The 20,052-nt window shown below is 43.7% G+C and carries 13 protein-coding genes and 1 pseudogene; 7 read left to right on the top strand and 7 right to left on the bottom strand.

Annotated elements, in window-relative coordinates; genetic code table 11:
* The 4 genes and pseudogenes from H6F41_RS07720 to H6F41_RS07705 all read left to right on the top strand — a co-directional run.
* Positions 1-445, top strand: a pseudogene (locus tag H6F41_RS07720) (NAD(P)H-quinone oxidoreductase subunit F); the annotation flags it as partial.
* Positions 446-479: 34 nt separating this feature from the next.
* Positions 480-2,015 (top strand): NADH-quinone oxidoreductase subunit M, encoded by a 1,536-nt coding sequence (locus H6F41_RS07715; protein WP_190402891.1) that lies wholly within the window; start codon positions 480-482, stop codon positions 2,013-2,015.
* Positions 2,016-2,051: 36 nt separating this feature from the next.
* Positions 2,052-3,368, top strand: coding sequence for a CO2 hydration protein (locus tag H6F41_RS07710; protein WP_190402890.1), 1,317 nt, complete (start codon positions 2,052-2,054; stop codon positions 3,366-3,368).
* Between the two features lie 380 nt (positions 3,369-3,748).
* On the top strand, positions 3,749-4,207 hold the full coding sequence (locus H6F41_RS07705; RefSeq protein WP_190402889.1) for a fasciclin domain-containing protein: 459 nt from the start codon (positions 3,749-3,751) through the stop codon (positions 4,205-4,207).
* A gap of 4 nt (positions 4,208-4,211) precedes the next feature.
* Here H6F41_RS07705 and H6F41_RS07700 read toward each other — a convergent pair whose 3' ends face one another.
* Together H6F41_RS07700 and H6F41_RS07695 are read right to left on the bottom strand one after the other, a co-directional pair.
* Positions 4,212-6,455 carry a molybdopterin cofactor-binding domain-containing protein gene (locus H6F41_RS07700; RefSeq protein ID WP_190402888.1) on the bottom strand — a complete coding sequence of 748 codons (2,244 nt, stop codon included), beginning with the start codon at positions 6,453-6,455 and terminating at the stop codon, positions 4,212-4,214.
* Positions 6,442-7,881 carry an FAD binding domain-containing protein gene (locus H6F41_RS07695; protein WP_190402887.1) on the bottom strand — a complete coding sequence of 480 codons (1,440 nt, stop codon included), beginning with the start codon at positions 7,879-7,881 and terminating at the stop codon, positions 6,442-6,444. Before H6F41_RS07695 ends, H6F41_RS07700 begins: the two co-directional genes overlap by 14 nt.
* A gap of 224 nt (positions 7,882-8,105) precedes the next feature.
* Here H6F41_RS07695 and H6F41_RS07690 point away from each other — a divergent pair, with 224 nt between their 5' ends.
* On the top strand, positions 8,106-8,738 hold the full coding sequence (locus H6F41_RS07690) for a CD3072 family TudS-related putative desulfidase (protein ID WP_190402886.1): 633 nt from the start codon (positions 8,106-8,108) through the stop codon (positions 8,736-8,738).
* A 22-nt stretch (positions 8,739-8,760) separates the two neighbouring features.
* Here the strand turns inward: H6F41_RS07690 and H6F41_RS07685 are convergent, their stop codons facing one another.
* The 3 genes from H6F41_RS07685 to H6F41_RS07675 all read right to left on the bottom strand — a co-directional run bounded on the left by H6F41_RS07685 (position 8,761) and on the right by H6F41_RS07675 (position 15,214).
* Entirely contained in the window at positions 8,761-9,732 is a 972-nt protein-coding gene (locus H6F41_RS07685) for an XdhC family protein (RefSeq protein ID WP_190402885.1), read from the bottom strand.
* Positions 9,733-9,816: 84 nt separating this feature from the next.
* Entirely contained in the window at positions 9,817-11,349 is a 1,533-nt protein-coding gene (locus H6F41_RS07680; protein WP_242022960.1) for an NAD(P)H-hydrate dehydratase, read from the bottom strand.
* A 268-nt stretch (positions 11,350-11,617) separates the two neighbouring features.
* Positions 11,618-15,214, bottom strand: coding sequence for an N-6 DNA methylase (locus tag H6F41_RS07675; protein ID WP_190402884.1), 3,597 nt, complete (start codon positions 15,212-15,214; stop codon positions 11,618-11,620).
* A gap of 98 nt (positions 15,215-15,312) precedes the next feature.
* Between H6F41_RS07675 and H6F41_RS07670 the strand changes: the two genes are divergently transcribed.
* Entirely contained in the window at positions 15,313-15,582 is a 270-nt protein-coding gene (locus H6F41_RS07670) for a DUF3387 domain-containing protein (RefSeq protein ID WP_190402883.1), read from the top strand.
* A gap of 125 nt (positions 15,583-15,707) precedes the next feature.
* Here H6F41_RS07670 and glyA read toward each other — a convergent pair whose 3' ends face one another.
* Complete coding sequence (glyA, locus tag H6F41_RS07665) at positions 15,708-17,006, bottom strand: serine hydroxymethyltransferase (protein WP_190402882.1); 1,299 nt, start codon at positions 17,004-17,006, stop codon at positions 15,708-15,710.
* Positions 17,007-17,244: 238 nt separating this feature from the next.
* On the opposite strand from glyA, the gene H6F41_RS07660 reads away from it, so the two are divergent.
* The gene (locus tag H6F41_RS07660) at positions 17,245-19,269 is read left to right on the top strand and encodes a PAS domain-containing hybrid sensor histidine kinase/response regulator (protein WP_190402881.1); all 2,025 of its coding nucleotides are present in this window, start codon (positions 17,245-17,247) and stop codon (positions 19,267-19,269) included.
* Between the two features lie 311 nt (positions 19,270-19,580).
* On the opposite strand, the gene H6F41_RS07655 is transcribed toward H6F41_RS07660, so the two are convergent.
* A complete protein-coding gene (locus tag H6F41_RS07655) occupies positions 19,581-19,844 on the bottom strand; it encodes a hypothetical protein (RefSeq protein WP_190402880.1) in 264 nt (87 codons plus the stop codon).
* Positions 19,845-20,052: the final 208 nt, after the last annotated feature.

The raw sequence follows: 20,052 nt of genomic DNA, 5'->3' as shown, positions 1-20,052 counted from the left end.
TGGAGTGGTTTTACATGTGCCGCAAATGCTTACGAGTTGGGGAATCATCCCAGATTGGTCTGTGGCTTTGAGTACCGATGCACTCCTCGTATCTGGGGCTAGTTTGTTGGGACTAAGTACAGGAGCATACCTCTATCTCAATCCCCAAATTGCTCAGCCAATTCAATTGCCTTGGGCTGGTTTACAAAGTTTCTTTGCCAATGACTTCTACACACCTAAGCTTTACAAAGTAACAATTGTGGGCTTAGTTGATGGTATTTCTCGTGGCATGTATTGGTTTGATCGCTTTTTTGTCGATGGTGTTGGTAATTTCTTTGGACTAGCGACGCTATTTAGTGGTCAAAACCTTCGCTACAGCACCTTCGGACAGCTCCAACTCTATACCCTAACGATCATGGTTGGCATTGGAGTTCTCCTTTTGCTGCTCTTTAATCGCGCTATTTGATCTCTTTTTAAATTTCGTTAATCTTGAAAAAACTATGCTCAGTGCTTTAATTTGGTTGCCAGTCTTTGGCGCTTTTGCGATCGCATTTTTGCCGCAAACCCAAGTCAAAAAAGGATCGGCAATAATTGCCTCGATAATCTTGATTCTCGATTTTCTACTACTACGCCAATTCGACATCAATCTTGCTGGTTTTCAATTATCTGAAAACTTACCTTGGCTCGACAATATCGGTCTTAACTACAGCCTCGGCGTGGATGGTCTATCTTTACCGCTCTTGGTGCTGAATGGTTTATTGACTTGGTTGATTGTTTGTTTTTGTGATCGACAAATCAAAGACCGCAACCAATTGTTCCATATCCTCATGCTGCTGATCCATGCAGGCGTGAGCGGTGCAATTCTCTCCACCAATACGCTTCTGTTTGTTCTATTTTACGAAATCGAACTAATTCCCCTTTATCTAGTTATCGCTGTATGGGGTGGCGCACAGCGTGGATATGCCGCCACTAAATTTCTAATCTTCACAGCAATATCAGGAATTTTAGTATTAGTTGGCTTCCTTGGTCTTGGTTGGCTTGCTTCCAGTTCTACGCCTTCCACGCCAATTTTTGACTATGCCACATTACAAAATCTCTCCCTACCGATCGAAATTCAGGTTACTCTGCTTGTCATTCTATTATTAGGCTTTACAATCAAAGCTCCCTTTGTTCCTTTCCACACATGGCTACCCGATGCCTATGTGGAGTCCACTACGCCCACAGTGATGATGCTTGGTGGTGTGGTCGCCAAGTTAGGTACTTATGGTTTATTTCGCTTCTGTTTAGGTTTGTTCCCTGATGCTTGGTCATTGCTATCACCTTGGATTGCTGTTTGGGCAGGTTTAGGAATTCTCTATGGGGCGATGGTGGCGATTGCTCAAAAAGATATCAAGCGCATGGTTGCCTATAGTTCCATTGGTCACATGAGCTACATCTTGCTTGCTGCTGCTGCTGCCACACCCCTAAGTATGGTTGGTGGCATCATTCAAATGGTGAGTCATGGTTTGGTACTTGCCCTCTTGTTCTATCTCGTTGGTGTCATCGAAGAAAAGGTCGGCACGCGAGATCTTGATGTTCTCAATGGATTACTGAATCCTATCCGAGGATTACCAACCACCAGTGCTCTATTGATTTTAGGCGGCATGGCTAGCGCAGGGATTCCCGGACTGGTGGGATTTATTTCCGAATTTCTAATTTTCCAAGGCAGTTTTAGCAAGTTCCCCATCCCGACGATCTTTTCGATCATTGGTACTGGACTGACGGCTGTTTACTTCGTAATTTTGCTCAACCGTACCTGTTTTGGCAAGTTAGATAATCACACTGCCTACTATCCCAAAGTATCAGGACTTGAACAGCTACCCGCCTTGATTTTGACAGTCTTGATTATCGTTTTAGGTGTACAACCATCATGGCTAGTGCGTTGGAGCGAAACTAGTGCGACAGCAATCATCGCCCGTGTCCCTGATAGCACTGTGATCACAAGGGGAATCAGTCCTCAAGTTCCCGTTGCAGCAATTGTGCAAGATGTTGATTGAGTGAATATTAATTTAGTAAAGACAGAGGAATAAATCATGACTGCCACCCTAATTGAATCGGCAACCAAATTACCGCCCTCCAATCATCCCTATGCTGATGTGATCCATCGTCTTGAGGCGGGCGGCTCGATGCTCCCTGATACACCCGAAAACTTGATGCAGATTATCGGTCTATATAAAGCCTATGCCGTGCCGATGGACTTCTATTGGCGCGATCTACTCTATATCGCGGAACATGTATTTTTAGAGCCACTTCCTGCTTTTAAATATTTTCTACCTCAAGAATACTTAGATTTACCTAATCATTATGCGGGTGATGATGCCGATTTACGGATTTGGCGTGGTCAAGCGACTGCCCATCCTGAATTATTGGCATTTATGGAAAAAGGCGAACTCAAAACTAAACTGCCTAAAATATTCCATCACCTCTATCACGATCGCATTAATATGGAGTTCGCTGAGGAATGTATGCGAGCGATGTTTTGGCATCGGAATATGGGTGGAGAGCTAGAGCCTTACATGGACTCTGAGGAATATAAGCAGAATGCTGATCGAGCGATTCGGGCATTTTTCAAAAATAATCCTGTGATGTTGGGGCTATACAAGCTCTTTCCTGAATTATTTCTAGAGCAATGTCGGCGCTCGACGATGACCTCGGTATTGGGGCTGTTTTGGGAAGTCATGGCTCCTGTCTTCTTTGAAATGTCGGATATTTACGATGAAGGCGGATTTAAGGGTGTTCCCGATGCGATGGACTTTTTAGTAAATGGCATTTTTGCGATCGCAGGTCGTCCTATTTACCACCGTGTCAAGATCGGTGATGAATGGATCGATATTGTACCGAAATCGAAGGGCTTTACTTGGCTATACGAAGCGGCTTTTCCCTATGTGGAAGCTGTGTTTTACCGCACTTCGCCTTTCCGTGGCACGAAGTCCTACAATGCCCAAGCCCATGAAATTCCCACCGATCAAAATGATTTCCATTACGGCATTTTGTATGCGGATAAATTCCCTGTTGGTTCGGCGGGGATTCCACCGACATTGCTGCATCAGGATATGTATCACTTTTTGCCACAGTATCTAGTGGACTATTACAAGCAACATTGTCGTGGTGAGGACGATATGTTGATTCAGTTGGCGGTCAGTTTTCAGCGATCGATGTACAACGTTACTTCTGCCGTAATTCAGGCAGGACGGGCGGCGTTGCTGTATCCCCTTGATGATCCTAACCCCAAGCATTTACTAGCCAATCGCCACTATTTTGAAGGTCAATTAAACCGCTTCTGTAATCCTAAATATGGCATGGATAAGGCTGCTAAGTTAGCGATGGTTCAAGATCAAAATTATCGGTAATTGCCCTCACCTCCCAGCCCCCTCTACCTAAGGGAGAGGGGGAGAAGGAGCAATTTCTTTTTCTTTGCTCTCCCTAAGGGAGAGAGAAAAACAATTTCTTGTTCCCCTCTCCCTTAGGGAGCTACGGTGTACACACAAGTCATAAAATCTAGCCAAGTCAACAATTAGCCGCCCCCTAGCCCCCAATTCTGGGGGAACAAGAAAATAAAATTCTTTCAAAGTCCCCCAGAATTGGGGGATTTAGGGGGCTTAGATCAATTAAAACTTAGACAGTTAGACTTGTGTGTACACGGTAGCCCTTAGGGAGAGGGGCTAGTGGTGAAGGCGAATGCTTAACACCTGAAAATATTGTAAATTCACTGTGATTTAGGAAGTTAACTATGACCACCATTGTCGATATTGCTGTTAGTAACTCGGACTTCTCTACTCTAGTCACTGCCGTTAGCGCTGCTAATCTAGTAGAAGCCTTACAAAGTGAGGGGCCATTTACTGTCTTTGCCCCCAATGATGCTGCCTTTGCCAAATTACCCGCAGGCACAATTACCACCCTCGTGCAGAATATTCCCCAATTAGCGCGGATTCTCACTTTTCATGTGGTCGCTGGTAAATATAAAAGAGAAGATCTGATCGGGGTTAAATCCTTAACTTCCCTTGAAGGTACGCAGATTGATATTGATGTCTCCGAATCGGGCTTTGAAGCTAATAACGCCACAGTGATTGCGGCGGATATTGAAGCTGACAATGGCGTGATTCATGTAATTGATACGGTCATGCTGATGCGTCCCCATTGGTTCTATCCAATTATGGAGTCGGGCAGAGTCGGAGTGGCAAGTTTATAGCCTATCAGTACAGGGCTAGCAATACCCGTTCAGGGGTGAGGGGAGCATGGAAAGTCTCCCCACTGTCGAGATTAAACGATTGCATTGCCTGACGTAATGCAAAAAATACGCCAATACCATACATCAGTGGCGGCTCACCCACAGCTTTAGAACCATAGGGCGCAAATTGATTGTCGGGATTTTCTAGAAATGCGATCGCAATTTGCTTGGGCATAAACTGGATATCGGGAACTTTGTATTTAGCGAGGTTATTGGCAAGTAAATGCCCCTTGGCACTGAATTGCAGATCTTCAATCGTCATCCAGCCCAAGCCCTGTGCTAAAGCCCCTTCCACCTGACCACGATCGACTAGATCGTTCAGTGATCGTCCTAAATCATGGACAATCTTGACGGCATCGATCCCATAGGTTCCGCGTAGACAATCGAGGGTAACTTCCACGATCGCCGTGCCGCAGACATGGTAAGCAAAGGGATGTCCTTTTTCTTGATCGCGATCGAAATAGACCTCTGGGGTGGTGTAAAAGCCATGGGCGGAGAGATTGACCTGTTCTAGATGGGCAGATTTGGCTAAAACTGTCCAAGTCAGTTCAGTTTCTCTGCCCTCATAAAAAATTTTTTCGTCTGCGATCGCAATTTGTGTGGGTTCAGTAACACCGAGCTGTTGCGCCGCCAATACTTTCAGCCGTTCTAGAATTTGGTTAGTCGCCAACAGGGTTGCATTCCCATTGAGATCGGTGGTGACGCTGGCGGCACTAGCGGACATATTTGCGATGCGGGTGGTATTGGTGCTTTCAATTTTGATCCGTTCAGGTTTGATTCCCAAGGCAGTCGCGGCAATCTCGGTCAGCTTGGTACTAAGCCCCTGTCCCATTTCCACACCCCCTGTACTGATGCTGACACTGCCATCGGTGTAAATATGGACTAAGGCGCTTGCCTGATTGAGAAAGGTCGCTGTAAAAGAAATCCCAAAGCAGATCGGCATCACTGCATAGCCTTTTTTGGTGGCAAAGTGACTAGCGTTGTAATTAGTAATGCGATCGCGAATGCTTGCAAGATCGTAATTTTTAATTGCCTTTTGCCAAGAGGTTTGTAACCCATCGGACTGGAACTGCTGACCATAGGGCAAGAGTTGCTGCGGTTGGAGTAGGTTTTTCGCTTGGACTTCCTCGCGAGGCATATCGAGGGCATCGGCTAATTTTGCGATCGCACTCTCAATGACAAACATGGCTTGGGGCGCTCCAAATCCGCGCATGGCTGTATTGGGCGGCAGATTGGTACGACAGGCGGCAGCAAAAATGCGGACATTGGGAATGTAGTAGGCATTGGTGCTATGGAAGAGAGATCTTTCTAAAATCGCGAGGGAAAGATCGGCATAGGCTCCTGAATTTTGGTAATGCTGCACCGCATAGGCGAGAATTTTGCCATCCTTGGTCGCCCCAATTTTAAAATCGGAGCTATAGGGATGCCGCTTGCCTGTCATCCGCATATCATCGGAGCGCGATAGCACTAACTCCACTGCATGATTGGTATGCCAAGCGGCGAGGGCAGCTAAACTTGCCCAATGGGTTGCCTGTTCTTCTTTGCCGCCAAAGCCGCCGCCCAATCGTTTGACATCAACTTGCACAGCATGATTGGGAATGCCCAACATTTTGGCGATGGTCTCTTGGGTAAGGTGCGGATTTTGGGTGGAAGCATGGACATGCAGCGTATGTTCATTGATACTCACTCGCGCTCGTTGTGTTTCTAAATAGAGATGTTCTTGTCCGCCGACTTCGCAACTTCCCTCCACAATTACGTCACAGTCTGCCCAAACAATATCGACATCGCCCAAGGCAAAGGTGCGCTGTGTGCCAATGATATTCCCTTGAGAAAAAGCTTCTCGTGGATTGACAACGGGTGTAAATTTTTCTAATTGAATCGAAATTAATTTTGTGGCCTTTTGAGCAATTGCCTTGGTTTTTGCCACCACCACGGCGATCGGTTGACCGACATAACTAACTGTATGGCTCGCCAAAATTGGACATTCGGCAATCGTTCCCCATTGGTTGTGTTGGGGAATATCATCGGCGGTGAGAATCTCAACTACGCCATCGGTGGCAAGGGCAAGCTTGGTATGAAGATTGAGAATCTTGCCCTTGGCGATTGGCGAACCAAACACAGCAGCATAGAGCATGTCGCTGGGACTTGGCACATCATCGACAAATTCCGCCTCACTCCTAACGTGAGCATGAGCATCAATGCGTTGCATATAATTCTCTCCCATTAATCAAGTCTGGAAATAGCTCGGCAAAGTGAGCAATGAGAAGTTGACGGGCTAAGAGTCTTTTGTATGGCTCTGAACCATAGATATCACTGCGCGGCGAGATCTCCGCTTGCAGGATTGGGAAGCTTTGCTCAAGGGTATCTCGGCAAATGTGTTTACCAATCAAAAAATTACTAGTTTGCTGGAGCAATAGGGGAATGGGAGCAACGCCGCCCATCGATATCCTAAGCTCACGGATCTGATCAGCTTCATCGCGAATGGCGATCGCACTGTTCACCGCCGCACAATCGACATGCATCCGTTTAGAGACCTTCTCAAAATGTATCTTGCGATCGCAAATATCTCTGGGCAAGATGATTTCTTGCAAAATCTCCCCTTGCATTCTGTCTGTCTGTTTATAGTCGAGAAAGAATTCCCGTATTGGTAATGTGCGCCTTTGTGAGCCTCTTTGCCACACCAGTAGGGCATCTAATACCAAGAGTAAAATCGTAAAATCTGCGATCGGCGATGCGCCGACGATATTACCACCGATGGTGGCAAGGTTGCGGATTTGCGGAGAGGCAATCTGCTCAATATATGCAGGCATTTGCGGAATAAGTTGGAGTATGGCAGGATGACTGGCGAAGTCGGCAAAGGTGGTTAAAGCGCCGATGTGAATCCGTCCCTTGTCTGTGGTAATTCCTTTGTGGGCAATGGAAGCACTCAGGAATTGTACAGGGACTTCAGGCAGAAGATCTCCCGACTGGACATAGAGATCGGTTCCACCTGCGATCGCAAATTCTGAAAGCTCTGCAATAGCTGATACTTCAGTTACAGGCTGTCTCAACTGCCGCAAACGCTCTGTAATATCCGCAAAATAGGGCGGCAAAATCTGCTGATTGATTGCCTCGGCAATGGTCAAGGGTAAATGGGATTGCGATCGCATTAATGAGGCACTAGCCCGTTTGATTGCCCCATACCCTGTACATCGACAGAGATTACCACTCAAGGCTTTACTGACACCTTCTACATTTACCTGATCGCCTGTGAGTAGATAGGCAGTCAATGACATCACCATTCCCGATGTACAAAAGCCACACTGAGTCGCCCCAAAGTCCACTAAAGCCTGCTGTACTGGCGATAAATTAGCTTGATTGATGCCCTCGATAGTGACGACATGCTTCCCCTGCAATGCACCAAGGGGCAGTAAACAGGCAGTTACCGCTTGATAGCGGACATGCTCGGCATTCCATTCACCTAGCAAGCATTCACCTAGCAAGACTGTACAAGCGCCACAGTCCCCTGCATGGCAACCTTCCTTTGTGCCGATCAGCCGTTCTGTTTGGCGCAGGTAATCCAATAGCGTTAATCCCGCAGGTTGGTCAGTGCAAATTTGCCGATGATTGAGTAAAAAGCAGATTTGACCTGTCATAGCGAGTCTTAGCTAGCTTTTTCCTTGAGCCTAGCCTCCTCCTGAATACTATTGTCATACTAGAGCGATCTCCCAATTGCGATCGCGTCTAGAAACTTCACATATATCCCTATTTCTTGGTTTCCCAGCAGAGAGTGGTTTCTGTTGCATTCCATTTCGCTCTTAACTCCAAGCATTGTGATCGCGATAAAATAAGCCTATGGCTTTGTTTGGAGGTCAAAAAAATGTCTGACAGACTTGGGAAAATCAAAAATACCGTCGAGGATGCACGTTCGGGAAGATTAATTTTTGTGTCTCACTGTATTCTCAATCAGAATGCTTGTGTACGGGGAATTGCCAGTCAACCCGCCGCTATTCGTGAACTGGTGGACTTGATTTTAGACAATGATGTGTCCATCTATCAAATGCCCTGTCCTGAAGTGACTTTCTGCGGCTCAATGCGCTGGGGACAGGTCAAGAAGCAATATTCTAGTCCGATGTTTCGTCGCCACTGTCGCCAACTTGCCGAACAGATGTGCGATCAAGCCCAAACCTATCAAGATAACGATCATGAAGTCCTTGGGTTTGTGATGCGAGATGGTAGCCCCACCTGCGGTTTGCTCACTGCGGCGGTGGAAGCTGATGATAACCAAATCTGGGGTGGCATGGTTTGGGAAGCTAGCCCATTGCAAAGGTTTGCCGCGACCAAGGGTGTCTTCACAGAAGAGCTTCATGCCGAATTGCAAAGACGTAACATGACAAATATTCCTCTACTCAGTTTGCCAGAAGTTGAGGAAGCTGGTTCTATTCAAGAATGTATGGCAGAGATTGAGAAGGCAATCACCAAAACTGCTGTTAAGCCCTTAGCTAAGGTTTGAATCAGGGCTTTTGCCCGTAAATTCACCTCGTAAATTTGACCCGTTCTTGCAAAACTTGAGCGGCGATACTAATGGCAATCTCCGCAGGGGTATGGCTATGGATGGGTAAACCGACAGGAGCATAGAGCTTTGATAATGCGGACGGGCTAATCCCTGCCTGTTGCAATTGTGCGAATATTGTCGCAATCTTGGCACGACTACCCATCACGCCAATAAATGGAAATGGGAATGACAATACTCCTAACAAAGCGCGAATATCTGAAGCGAAATCTGTAGTCATGACCACGACAGCCGTCATCTCTGGCAAGTCAATCGCTGCCCCCACATCTTGATAATCCTGCATGATTTGTATCGATCGCACATAGTTGTTGTGATTGAGGGTTGTCACTTGGGCGCGAGTATCAAAGACAAATACTTCATAATCCAATTGCGCCATTACTTGCGATAGCGCCAGTGAGCAGTGACCACCGCCAATAATGGCAATGCGATCGCAATTGCGTAATTGTTCGCGATATTGCCAATGGTCATCCCCTTGGTAAAGTTTGATTTTTGGCTGACTTAGATCCATCGGTTCTTCGATGATCGCCATTCCTAACGAGGTGATATATAGATAGGCAGAGACATCGGCAGCGCGTAAATGTAATACCTTGGCGAGCGTTTTGCGATCGCGATCAGGACGACAGAGATAATAGAGATTTGTCTGACTGCCTGCACAAATCATGCCTGACTTTTCGCCTTCTCCAGCTAGACGGTGATGGAGTGTCTGCAACCTTGGTACAAACTCACCTTGGGCAAGCATCTGGCGACCATACTCAATGATGTTGTGTTCCATCACGCCCCCGCCAATCGTGCCGAATATTTCTCCCGTTGCCACAATTCCTAATTTTGCCCCCGTCACCCCCGGTGAGCCTTGAGAATGGGCGGCGACCATGGCTAAAAAAACAGGGTGATTATGTTCTAAATGATCAAGTAGGGTCTTCCAAAACTCAAGCATTAACGCCTTGTTGGTCTCTGTACATTACGATAATTAATTCCTTTTAACATACCGCAAAGTGGCGAAGTCACTCGCAATCACCTATCACAAAGGTGATTTGCTCATCAGAAATGGCAATAGCCCTTGAGCAAGGGTGAGCGGATCAACCCCCATCTCTGTACGTTGCTGCGCTAACCAGATCGCTGTCTGCGCCTGCCAAACTGTTCCGACAATTGCTGTATCACTAGCGGTCATGCCTTGTGCTAACAGTCCGCCGATCATCCCTGCCAACACATCACCGCTACCACCTCGCGCCAAGGCGGGGGTACTTTCAGGATTGATATAGATCTTCGGCATGGCACGATGGGGAACTGCGATCGCAGTTTTTGCCCCCTTTAATAAAATTGTGGCGTTGGTTTGACTCACGGCTGTTTGCAAGGCTTCTAGTCTCTCCACCGCTCGCAAATAGGGAAACAGTCGGCAGAATTCGCCCCAATGCGGTGTCAGCACCGTTGCCCCAGTGCGAGACTGGAGATGTTCTACGCCCATGGCGGCGACTGCATTTAAACCGTCGGCATCAAGGACAAGATGGCGATCACCATGGACAAGCTGCTCGACAACGGGGGCAGCATCCAGTGATAGCCCACAGCCACAAACAATAGCTTGATATTTCTCTAAATCTAGATCGGGTAAATTTGCGATCGCACCTGAGGCAGTTTCAGGGCAACCAATCACTAGCGCATCAGGCATTTGCACCAACAAGAGCGACTTGAGGGAATACGGTACGGCGATTGATACCATGCCCACGCCTGTCGCCTTTGCTCCCATTGCTGCTAACAAAGCCGCTCCTGCATATTGTGCCGAACCAACCACCAAAAGTAAATGCCCAACTTCGTACTTATGGGCAGTCACAGGTCGTTTGAGCGGTAAATGCGATCGCAAGATTTGCTGTGGATTAATTCTCCATAGGGAATGATCATCCCCTAATACCTGTAGGGCAGTCTGGGCAGGGATGTCAAAGCCAATTAGTTCTAGTTTGCCAACATAGGAAGCGGCGGACTCGGTGAGCAATCCCCGCTTCCATAAACCTAAACAGAAAGTATGGGTTGCCCCTATCGCTGTTCCCATGGCTACACCGCGATCGGTATGCAATCCCGATGGTACATCGATGCTCAGTACAGGGATTGACCAATGATTAATCGTATCAATTGCGATCGCAATCTCCCCAGTAATATCCCGTTCTAATCCAAACCCAAAAATACCATCAATGATCAAATCACAATCTGCTAGATCATCCAGTTCTACAAAGGGAATTCCTAAACTTTTGGCATAACATCCATGCACTCGGGTAAGGGGCTTGGATTTGGGTAGCACCTGATGGATTTTCACCTGTCGTCCTTGGTGATGCAGTTCCCTTGCTACCACCAAAGCATCGCCGCCATTATGTCCTGAACCAACTAATACCCCGATGCGGGGATAGTCCTGCGCTGGATAAAGTTCACTTAATCTCGCTGTAATCCGCAGAGCCACTTTTTCCATTAAGGCGGCTACTGGCATTCCTGCTTGAAAGATCAACTTTTCGATAGCTTGCATTTGCGATGTATTGGCGATCGCAAGGGAACAGATAGATTCAAACATAGGTTTGCTCCTTGGAGCGTGTAGATTCATCACGTAACATCAGATCCTCAGTAAAACTCACATGGGGACATTTGTATATTTGAGATATAGCGATCGCAATTTTTCGGCAAGGTTGATTTTACTTGATATGATAATTCAACACTTGTCGTCAAATTTCAGTCGCTTGTCTAAAAATCGCGAGTAATAATTTAATCAGAGGGAATAGAAAGGTGCTAATTAAGTTAGTTGATAATCCGCGATCGCCTAACTAATCGACCCACATCACAAATCACTCAACGCCTAAAATCATTGCTTCAACTTCTTGTTTTGCTCTCTCTAAGTCTGCTGCGGCTTCTTGTCGGAGTTGTTTAGCCCGATCGCGTATTGCATCGATATGTTCGACAATTTCAAGTTGTTTATCAAGTGGTGGAATAGGAATCTTAATCTTACCTAAAACATTCACATTCACGCCAGATTGATTATTCCAGTTTGTGCATATTTTGAAGAAAACTTTTTTGCGCTGATAAAGATTCAATATATGTGTTAAATAACGTGGATTAATTTTGTCTTGACTTACTCCAATTCTTGTAATGTGATTTGAACAGAAATATAAATCTTCTAAATCAAAAAATATAGATTTACCTACAAGTTCTTGACTATTCGTATTGTTAAATAAAACTTCACCACTTTGTAATACATCACTTTTTTTATCCAATAGTTTAGTTCTATGAATATAAACATTTCTTTCAAAAATAAATTCTCTTCCGTCACTCAGATTAGTTGGTCTGATTTGAATAATATCTTGTACATCATCTGATTGATCTTGTTTTCCAGCAGCAAATCCAGTTTTCATATAAGTAGTAATATTTGACATATACTCACATTCAAAAATTGAACCTTCAATCAATCTATAAATATTGCCCAAATAATAAAGAGAATCGAATCGGTTGCCCAAAACATCTCTTGATTGAATGTAAAAAATTCGGCTTTGAATAGTATTCGCTTCTGATTGTAATAGTTCAACGCCTAATTCGCCTAGAAGATAATTGTCTATGCTGTCAAGCGATCGCTTCGCTTCTAACTCTTTTTGCTCTCTGGAATCATAAGCGTTATTCATTTGCTCAATAATAATCTTTTGCTCATTAATATCAAACAATGGAATACGAATGTTTGATATATCCTCTAAATGTAAGTCTGGTTGTCCAATCCCCTTAATAAAACGATCCATTTGGATTTTTCCAAATTTTGAATTTAGAAAATGCATAATAAAATACGGATCAAATTTTTCCTTATTAATTTTTAGTAAGGCTAAACTAACAAATATACTAAATTCTGGGGAATCTGCTGGGATTACAGCAGCAAATCCATAGGTATTACCTACCTTTGTTAATAAGATATCTCCTGATTCAGGCTTACATCTCTTTGTTAACTTTAGATGCTCTTCTCTTGAAATAAACTTAGTATCTTCAAAAAAAACTTTATTCATTCTGACATCTTTGACACTTAAGAATATCATTCCATCATTAGAATCTATATAATTGGGAGTGAAATGAGTCCCATCTGATATCTTTGAGCAAACTTTAGACAATTTAATAACTTTTCTGGTTACTCCAATTCTCTTGATTTTCTCCATTATGCTAGGAATATAGAAAGAAGGGCTAAGTCTTCCTTCTAGTTCGCTACGATTAACTAGAAAAACTTTGTTTTTATCGACATCAGAGCTTAAAAAAAAACTATCTTTACCCGACTCGATTGCATCAATAAACCGCGCAAGCTCTACACTAATAAAATCTAACTCATTATTATTAGTCGGCTTCCCAGTCGCATCATAGCCAATATCCTCAGCGATCGCCATAAAGATCGGATAATCATTAAGAGCTTTCTGCTTCTCCTCTGCATACTGTTCGCTCAGAGACTCCTTTAATGCATCAATGCAATCATTGTACTCAGCCGTAACTTCCTTTTTCCATTCCTTATAAGCTTCCGAATCCGTCAACGCTTTACCCTCAAGATTTTGGGGATTTTCAAAACCTCGTAAATCCTTGAGATGACGCTTTTTATCATTCTCGATTTGTTCCAGTTGCTTCAAATAATCATTACTCTGCTTAATCCAATCTTGCAGACCAACTTTCGTATTTTGTATTTTTGTAGTTTCAGCTTGACTATGTTTTTTCAAAAACAAAACCGAACTTTTGACACCCGCACCCGTAGCCGAGAAAGCCGTCTGCGGCATCGAAACCACTGCCACAATTCGATATTTCTCCTCAATGCCATCACGCACATACTGCAAACTAGAATTTGTCAAAATTCCGTCAGGTACAACCATCGCCAGATAGCCGCCATCCACCAAAAATCTATGGCACTGCTCAATAAACAAAATTTCCGTATTTTGATTTTCTCTAACAGTAGCCTTACTTTTAGGATTTAACCAATCTTCCGTTTTCATCGCAAAGCCGTATTGGTGCATATACGCTTGCTCTGTTTGCTTAATCACCGAACCAAACGGCGGATTAGTAATGATGAAATCAAAGCGATCGTATGCAAAGCCACTATTACCGCTACGTTCAATCAAATCCGCACTATCCCGCAACCCATCGGAAGCAATCACATTTGTATGCCCATCATCATGAATAATCATATTCATCTTCGCAACACGGGCAATCTTTTCATTAATCTCAATTCCAAACAGTTTTCTAGATGCGAACCGATGCCAATGATCTTTGTGCCGTTTAGCATCATCTAGATCGGTTTCGTAATCAGGATAATACTCATCCGCCTGTCTCCTCACCTTATCCAGCGCGTGCAGCAAAAAACCACCACTACCGCAAGAAGTATCTAAAACTAGGGAATCATGATTAATCGGTAAAACATCAACAATAAATTTAACAATCGGTCTGGGCGTAAAAAATTGCCCAAAATCACCCCGAAAGAAAGAACCCATAAAGGTTTCAAAAGCACGACCTTTACTGTCTAAATCAGTTTTACCCAGATTAATACTTTCCAGATAACCAACCACAGTCCGCAATTTCTCTGGACTTAAACGAATATCTTCTTTAAAAACTTCAGGAGCTTCTTTCCTGCCTTCTTCATACAGAGCCTTAATGCGATCGCTTAACTCCTCATTTTCTTTTTCAGTTCTTTTCTTAGGATTTGGCTCTTCTTCCTCACTAATACTAAATAGCTGAAAGTCATAGGGTTGTCCCTTTTTACGAGACTTTTTCTCATCCCAAATCTTGCAAAAAATTAGCTTATCCAGTTCATCAAAAGCACTTGAAGGATCAAGCTCACCACCACCCCAAAGGGATTGATGCGCTTGCTTAAACCGACGAGTTAACTCATCTTCACCAACAATCTCTAATTCAAATAATTTCTGTCCGTTAGACTTACCACCACCCTTTGCATACTTATACCTTGCCAGCTTATCAACACCATATTGAGGAATATCAGTAATTGCAATCCGTTCCTTTGGCTTCTCAATTGGAACTTGAAAATACTGATCTTTAATCCCCGAAGTTACCCAAACATATTTCGCACCTTCAGCCACAGCATAGCTAAAAGCCTGTTCGACTGCTTGCGTAAACTCTAATTCTGAAACTTCTTGCTTCTTGCACTCAACAACGATATGAGACGATAGACAAGCATCATCATTGTAAACAATAATATCCGCTTCTTTTACAGACGATCCCATCGTCACAGGCACAAATAACCGCAACCGTTTTGGGTCATAGCCATAGGTCAAAATCAGCTTTAGAAAAGTCTCTGCCTGTACCTGCTCTTCAGGATTTGCAAAATTTCTTTTCTTTTTCTGATGAACGTAAGTGATGTACTTATTCTCATCATCAAATTTGATTAAATTTTGGGCTAATCCTTGGGATATCAGAGACATTCGTACTTTTTTGAGTTAACAGCTATTTGGTATAGCATAAGCTATCAAAGCACAAATGTTAATTGATTTAATTAACTGTCAAGTTTTTGGAGCGCTTTATGGGCACGGTCAAAAAATTACGCTCAGTCTATAAACTCTGCTGCTCTAGCCAACAAATCTCAGAACTAGAACACGACTATATTGGCTTAGCTAACGATGTCCTTGATGATGTCGCACAACAATTTGCAGATCTATTCAAAGAATTGCAAATTGTTGTGCGCGATTCTTTTATGGAGTTAGGCATCAACTTTGAAGAGAAAGCTTTTTACGACATTTTAAAATCCGTAGCTCAAAAATATGAGTTCCCATATCCCGAAGATAAATTGTAATTAACTTTATGCTGAAATCCATCAATTTATTCTTAATGCCTGACAGGGTGGCATATTCACCCATTTTTATTGTGTTCGATCCCCTAAGCAAAAAAGCCTCGCAATGCGAGGCTTTTTTGCTTATATTAAACAGTTAGAGCAGGTTCTTTTTCGCTAACTTCGGGATATTCCAATTCAGGATAGAGCGAGAAACGATCGCAAAGAGCTTGCACTCTAGCAATACAATCAGCCTGAACAGCATCACTGTCAGGACTCAACAGTCGATCGGCGATGATGTTGGCAATTTCTGTGAAATCAGATTCTTTCAATCCGCGAGAAGTCATCGCAGGTGTACCAAGGCGCAAACCACTAGTCACAAAAGGCGACTCAGGATCAAAGGGAACAGTATTTTTGTTAGCCGTGATATTGACACCACTTACCAATAGATCGGCAACTTTGCCAGTCATACCAATAGAGCGGAGATCAACTAATACCAAGTGATTGTCAGTGCCATTAGAAACCAGCTTAAAGCCGCGTGCTTGCAACTGCTTAGCCAGAGCCTGAGCATTGGCAATTACCTGTGCCGAATAAGCCTTGAATTCAGGACGCAATGCTTCACCGAACGCAACTGCCTTAGCCGCAATCACATGCTCAAGGGGGCCACCTTGAGAACCCGGGAATACTGACTTGTCAAACTTTTTACCAAGAGCGGCATCACGGGTCATAATCAAACCACCACGGGGACCACGGAGCGTTTTGTGGGTAGTCGTAGTAACGACATCACAGTAAGGGATCGGGTTAGGGTGATGACCAGAAGCTACTAGACCCGCGATGTGAGCAATGTCTGCCATCAGGTACGCGCCCACCTCATCGGCGATCTCACGGAATTTTACGAAATCAATGATTCGGGGATAAGCTGAGTAACCACAGATGATCAATTTCGGCTTGTGCTGTAAAGCCAAATCACGAATCAAATCAAAATCTAACTGCTCAGTTTCCTTATTCAATCCATAGTGGACTTTGTTAAACCACATCCCCGATACATTTACTGGTGAGCCATGGGTCAAGTGACCGCCGTGGGACAAGTCCATACCCAAGAACGTATCACCAGGTTTGAGCAAGGTGAGAAATACGGCAAAATTAGCCTGTGCGCCAGAGTGGGGTTGTACATTGGCATGAGCTGCACCAAACAATTCTTTGATGCGCTCAATGGCGATCGACTCGATTTCATCGACAAACTCACAACCGCCGTAATAGCGTTTAGAGGGTAGACCTTCGGCATATTTATTGGTCAATACTGATCCCTGCGCTGCCATGACAGCGAGGGATGTAAAATTTTCACTAGCAATTAATTCAATGTTATTGCGTTGTCTTCCGATTTCTTTACCGATAAAACCTGCCACAAGAGGATCAGAGGCGGCGAGGATGGGGAACAAGTTGGTCATTTTTCTGAGCTGCTGTGCTGAATGTCTGAGTTTAATTTTGTTGAAGACGGTTGGGAGTTAGCGCGAACAAACATATCCGTCAAATTATGCTAACACGCAGTGATAAGTACCTAGATCATAAAATTTCAGCTATCAAAAGCACATACAAAAGCACATAATAGATTTAGGCTTTTCCATAGCATTACAGGCTAGAGAATGCTAAGTAGTTCAGTATAGGTATTGCAAAGCAATCGACTCCATGAGCAACACTGAAGTTTCCGAGAAAATATCTAAAAAAGATTGGCAACTCATACAACAGGAAATCAAAGAGTTGCGGATGGAGATCAGTCGCCTGCAAATGGAAAATAGCGATCTGGAAAATTCGTTACTTACTGCGGTTGAGCATGGCGACTTGATTGAGTCGGAGTTACTAGATGTTAACAGGCGACTAAAGAGTGAAATCTTAGAACGCAAGATGGCTCAGGCAACATTACAATCAATTTTGGAGATTGTTTACCGCGATAAAAATGATCTTGAAATTATGCTGGCAACAGCGACAGAGCATGGTGATGCAATCGAATATGAGCAGTACAACCGTGCTGTTGAAACGATGCGCCAAAGTGAGGAGCAATTTCGAGTAATTGCCGAGTCAACCAGTATGGCAATGTTTGTGAGCCGCCTCTGTGATTACCAGATCTCCTATGCTAATACTAGCGCTGGCAAAATGCTTCACAGAGAAGCCTCGGAGCTTTTACAGCAGCCGATTGGTGACTTATATTACCAAGCCTCAGAGTGGGAAAGTCTCCAACAACAGTTTTTGCAAAATCAAAGGGTGCGGGACTATGAGATCCGCCTCTGCAAAGCCAATCAAGAACCTGTATGGGTACTTGCTTCTCTGCATTTACTATGGTTGCAGGGTGAGCAAGTATTGCTCAGTACCTTTTATGATATTACTTTGCTCAAAAATACTGAACTGGCTCTGCGTCAGTCAGAGAAAAAACTACGGGAGCAAGCAAGTTTATTAGAGCAAAGGGTTGCGGAAAGAACTCGTGATTTGCAACAGGCAAAAGAAGCTGCTGAGGCGGCAGGACGATCGAAAGCGGCATTTTTGGCAAACATGAGTCATGAGTTACGAACTCCTCTAAATGCAATTCTTGGCTTTGCCCAACTGATGATCTATGACCCAGATCTGAATGATCAGCACCATAGTGATTTACAGACTATTTGCAATAGTGGCAATCATTTATTGATGATGATCAATGACATTTTGGAAATGTCAAAGCTGGAGGCTGGGGTAGTGATGTTAAAACAACAGGAATGTTGTTTGCATGAAATCGTGGGTGCTGCCAAGGATATGTTATTGCTCAAAGCTCAAGCGCAGAATTTATCTTTGCATGTCAGTATTCAGCCCGATCTTCCCACTGCTATCTACACAGATGAGGGTAAGTTACGCCAGATTTTGATCAATTTGATTGGGAATGCCATTAAATTTACGCAAGAGGGTCATATTCATGTGCGTGTATATACAGATAAATATGAGGAAATGGCTGGAATAGCTACAGATATAGAGGAACAGAATTATCTTTGTTTTGAAGTGGAAGATAGTGGTGTTGGTATATCTGAGGCAGAAGTTAATACTCTATTTCAACCCTTTGTACAGACTGATTCGGGTAGGCGATCGCAAGAAGGTACTGGACTTGGTTTATCGATCTGCTATAGCTATGTGAAGTTAATGGGCGGGCAAATGTCGGTGAGCAGTCAATTAGGGGTGGGGTCGATCTTTAAGTTTTACATCCCGCTCACAGTTGCATCTGAATCTAGTTACATTTCGCCGATCGCAGTTCCTAATCGGGTAGTTAAGATTGAGGTCAAGCAACCCTATCGCATTTTAATTGCTGAAGATATGCGTCTAAATCGACAGCTATTGAATAGAATCTTGTCACCGTCAGGGCTGGAAGTGAGAGAAGTAAGTAACGGGCAAGATGCGATCGCAGTTTGGGAGTCGTGGTCACCGCATTTGATTTGGATGGATGTGAGAATGCCGATTCTCGATGGCTATGAAGCTACTGCTAGCATTAGAAAAATTGAAGAGAAGCAAAATATTTCGCCATCTCAAAGGGTGAAAATTATTGCGCTAACGGCTAATTCAATTAATTTGAAGGAAGAAAGTTTACTTTGCCAAGGATTTGATGGATTTATGACTAAGCCCTTTACGGAAGAAAAGATTTTTATGAAGATGTCTGAGCATCTAGATATCAAATGTATTTACAGCAGTGAGATGTAAGGGTTTGTTTTTCAATTCACAAAAGTGTTGTCACACTTTTGTGAATTAGGATTAGTTAACATAGGAGCGAAATGGAGAGTTGCGCTCTGCTAGCAGTTCTTGCATTTTGGTAGTGTGATACACAGGATTGTTCTGATAATCCCCATACAGAACAATGTTGGTAAAAAATCCATTGAGTCCCTGTAAATCTTCCAAACGCTCTACATATTGGCAAGATTTGACCGATAGATATCAAATGTATTTACAGCAGTGAGATGTAAGGGTTTGTTTTTCAATTCACAAAAGTGTTGTCACACTTTTGTGAATTAGGATTAGTTAACATAGGAGCGAAATGGAGAGTTGCGCTCTGCTAGCAGTTCTTGCATTTTGGTAGTGTGATACACAGGATTGTTCTGATAATCCCCATACAGAACAATGTTGGTAAAAAATCCATTGAGTCCCTGTAAATCTTCCAAACGCTCTACATATTGGCAAGATTTGACCGAAGGATTATTTTTGCGCCAGTTTAAATATTCGGAATAGTTTCCCGTGACAATAAAAGTCTTAGCGCTAGTGGTGTCGATAGTAGCAGTCATTTTACTTAAAAAATTACGATGTCTAAAAAGATGAATCTGAACTTTAGTTGAATTTTGAATTAATTATTTTTTGTTTATTCTTAAACTAACTTATTATAACTTAATGTGGCTTGCCATCACCTATTCAGGTGCGAATCGCTGGTTGCATCTATGCCACTTGTGATTAGCGATCGTGTAGACTGAGACGGATAAAACTACTCCTTTCCTA

This window comes from Pseudanabaena mucicola FACHB-723 (assembly GCF_014696385.1).
Lineage (GTDB): Bacteria > Cyanobacteriota > Cyanobacteriia > Pseudanabaenales > Pseudanabaenaceae > Pseudanabaena.
The sequence above is the reverse complement of the archived record's forward strand: the minus strand, read 5'-3'. Positions and strand labels throughout refer to the sequence as shown.

Excerpts from the sequence above, each read along its gene's own strand:
- H6F41_RS07715 (WP_190402891.1), top strand. The coding sequence starts at position 480 with ATGCTCAGTGCTTTAATTTGGTTGCCAGTCTTTGGCGCTTTTGCGATC.
- H6F41_RS07710 (WP_190402890.1), top strand. The coding sequence starts at position 2,052 with ATGACTGCCACCCTAATTGAATCGGCAACCAAATTACCGCCCTCCAAT.
- H6F41_RS07705 (WP_190402889.1), top strand. The coding sequence starts at position 3,749 with ATGACCACCATTGTCGATATTGCTGTTAGTAACTCGGACTTCTCTACT.
- H6F41_RS07700 (WP_190402888.1), bottom strand. The coding sequence starts at position 6,455 with ATGCAACGCATTGATGCTCATGCTCACGTTAGGAGTGAGGCGGAATTT.
- H6F41_RS07695 (WP_190402887.1), bottom strand. The coding sequence starts at position 7,881 with ATGACAGGTCAAATCTGCTTTTTACTCAATCATCGGCAAATTTGCACT.
- H6F41_RS07690 (WP_190402886.1), top strand. The coding sequence starts at position 8,106 with ATGTCTGACAGACTTGGGAAAATCAAAAATACCGTCGAGGATGCACGT.
- H6F41_RS07685 (WP_190402885.1), bottom strand. The coding sequence starts at position 9,732 with ATGCTTGAGTTTTGGAAGACCCTACTTGATCATTTAGAACATAATCAC.
- H6F41_RS07680 (WP_242022960.1), bottom strand. The coding sequence starts at position 11,349 with ATGTTTGAATCTATCTGTTCCCTTGCGATCGCCAATACATCGCAAATG.
- H6F41_RS07675 (WP_190402884.1), bottom strand. The coding sequence starts at position 15,214 with ATGTCTCTGATATCCCAAGGATTAGCCCAAAATTTAATCAAATTTGAT.
- H6F41_RS07670 (WP_190402883.1), top strand. The coding sequence starts at position 15,313 with ATGGGCACGGTCAAAAAATTACGCTCAGTCTATAAACTCTGCTGCTCT.
- glyA (WP_190402882.1), bottom strand. The coding sequence starts at position 17,006 with ATGACCAACTTGTTCCCCATCCTCGCCGCCTCTGATCCTCTTGTGGCA.
- H6F41_RS07660 (WP_190402881.1), top strand. The coding sequence starts at position 17,245 with ATGAGCAACACTGAAGTTTCCGAGAAAATATCTAAAAAAGATTGGCAA.
- H6F41_RS07655 (WP_190402880.1), bottom strand. The coding sequence starts at position 19,844 with ATGACTGCTACTATCGACACCACTAGCGCTAAGACTTTTATTGTCACG.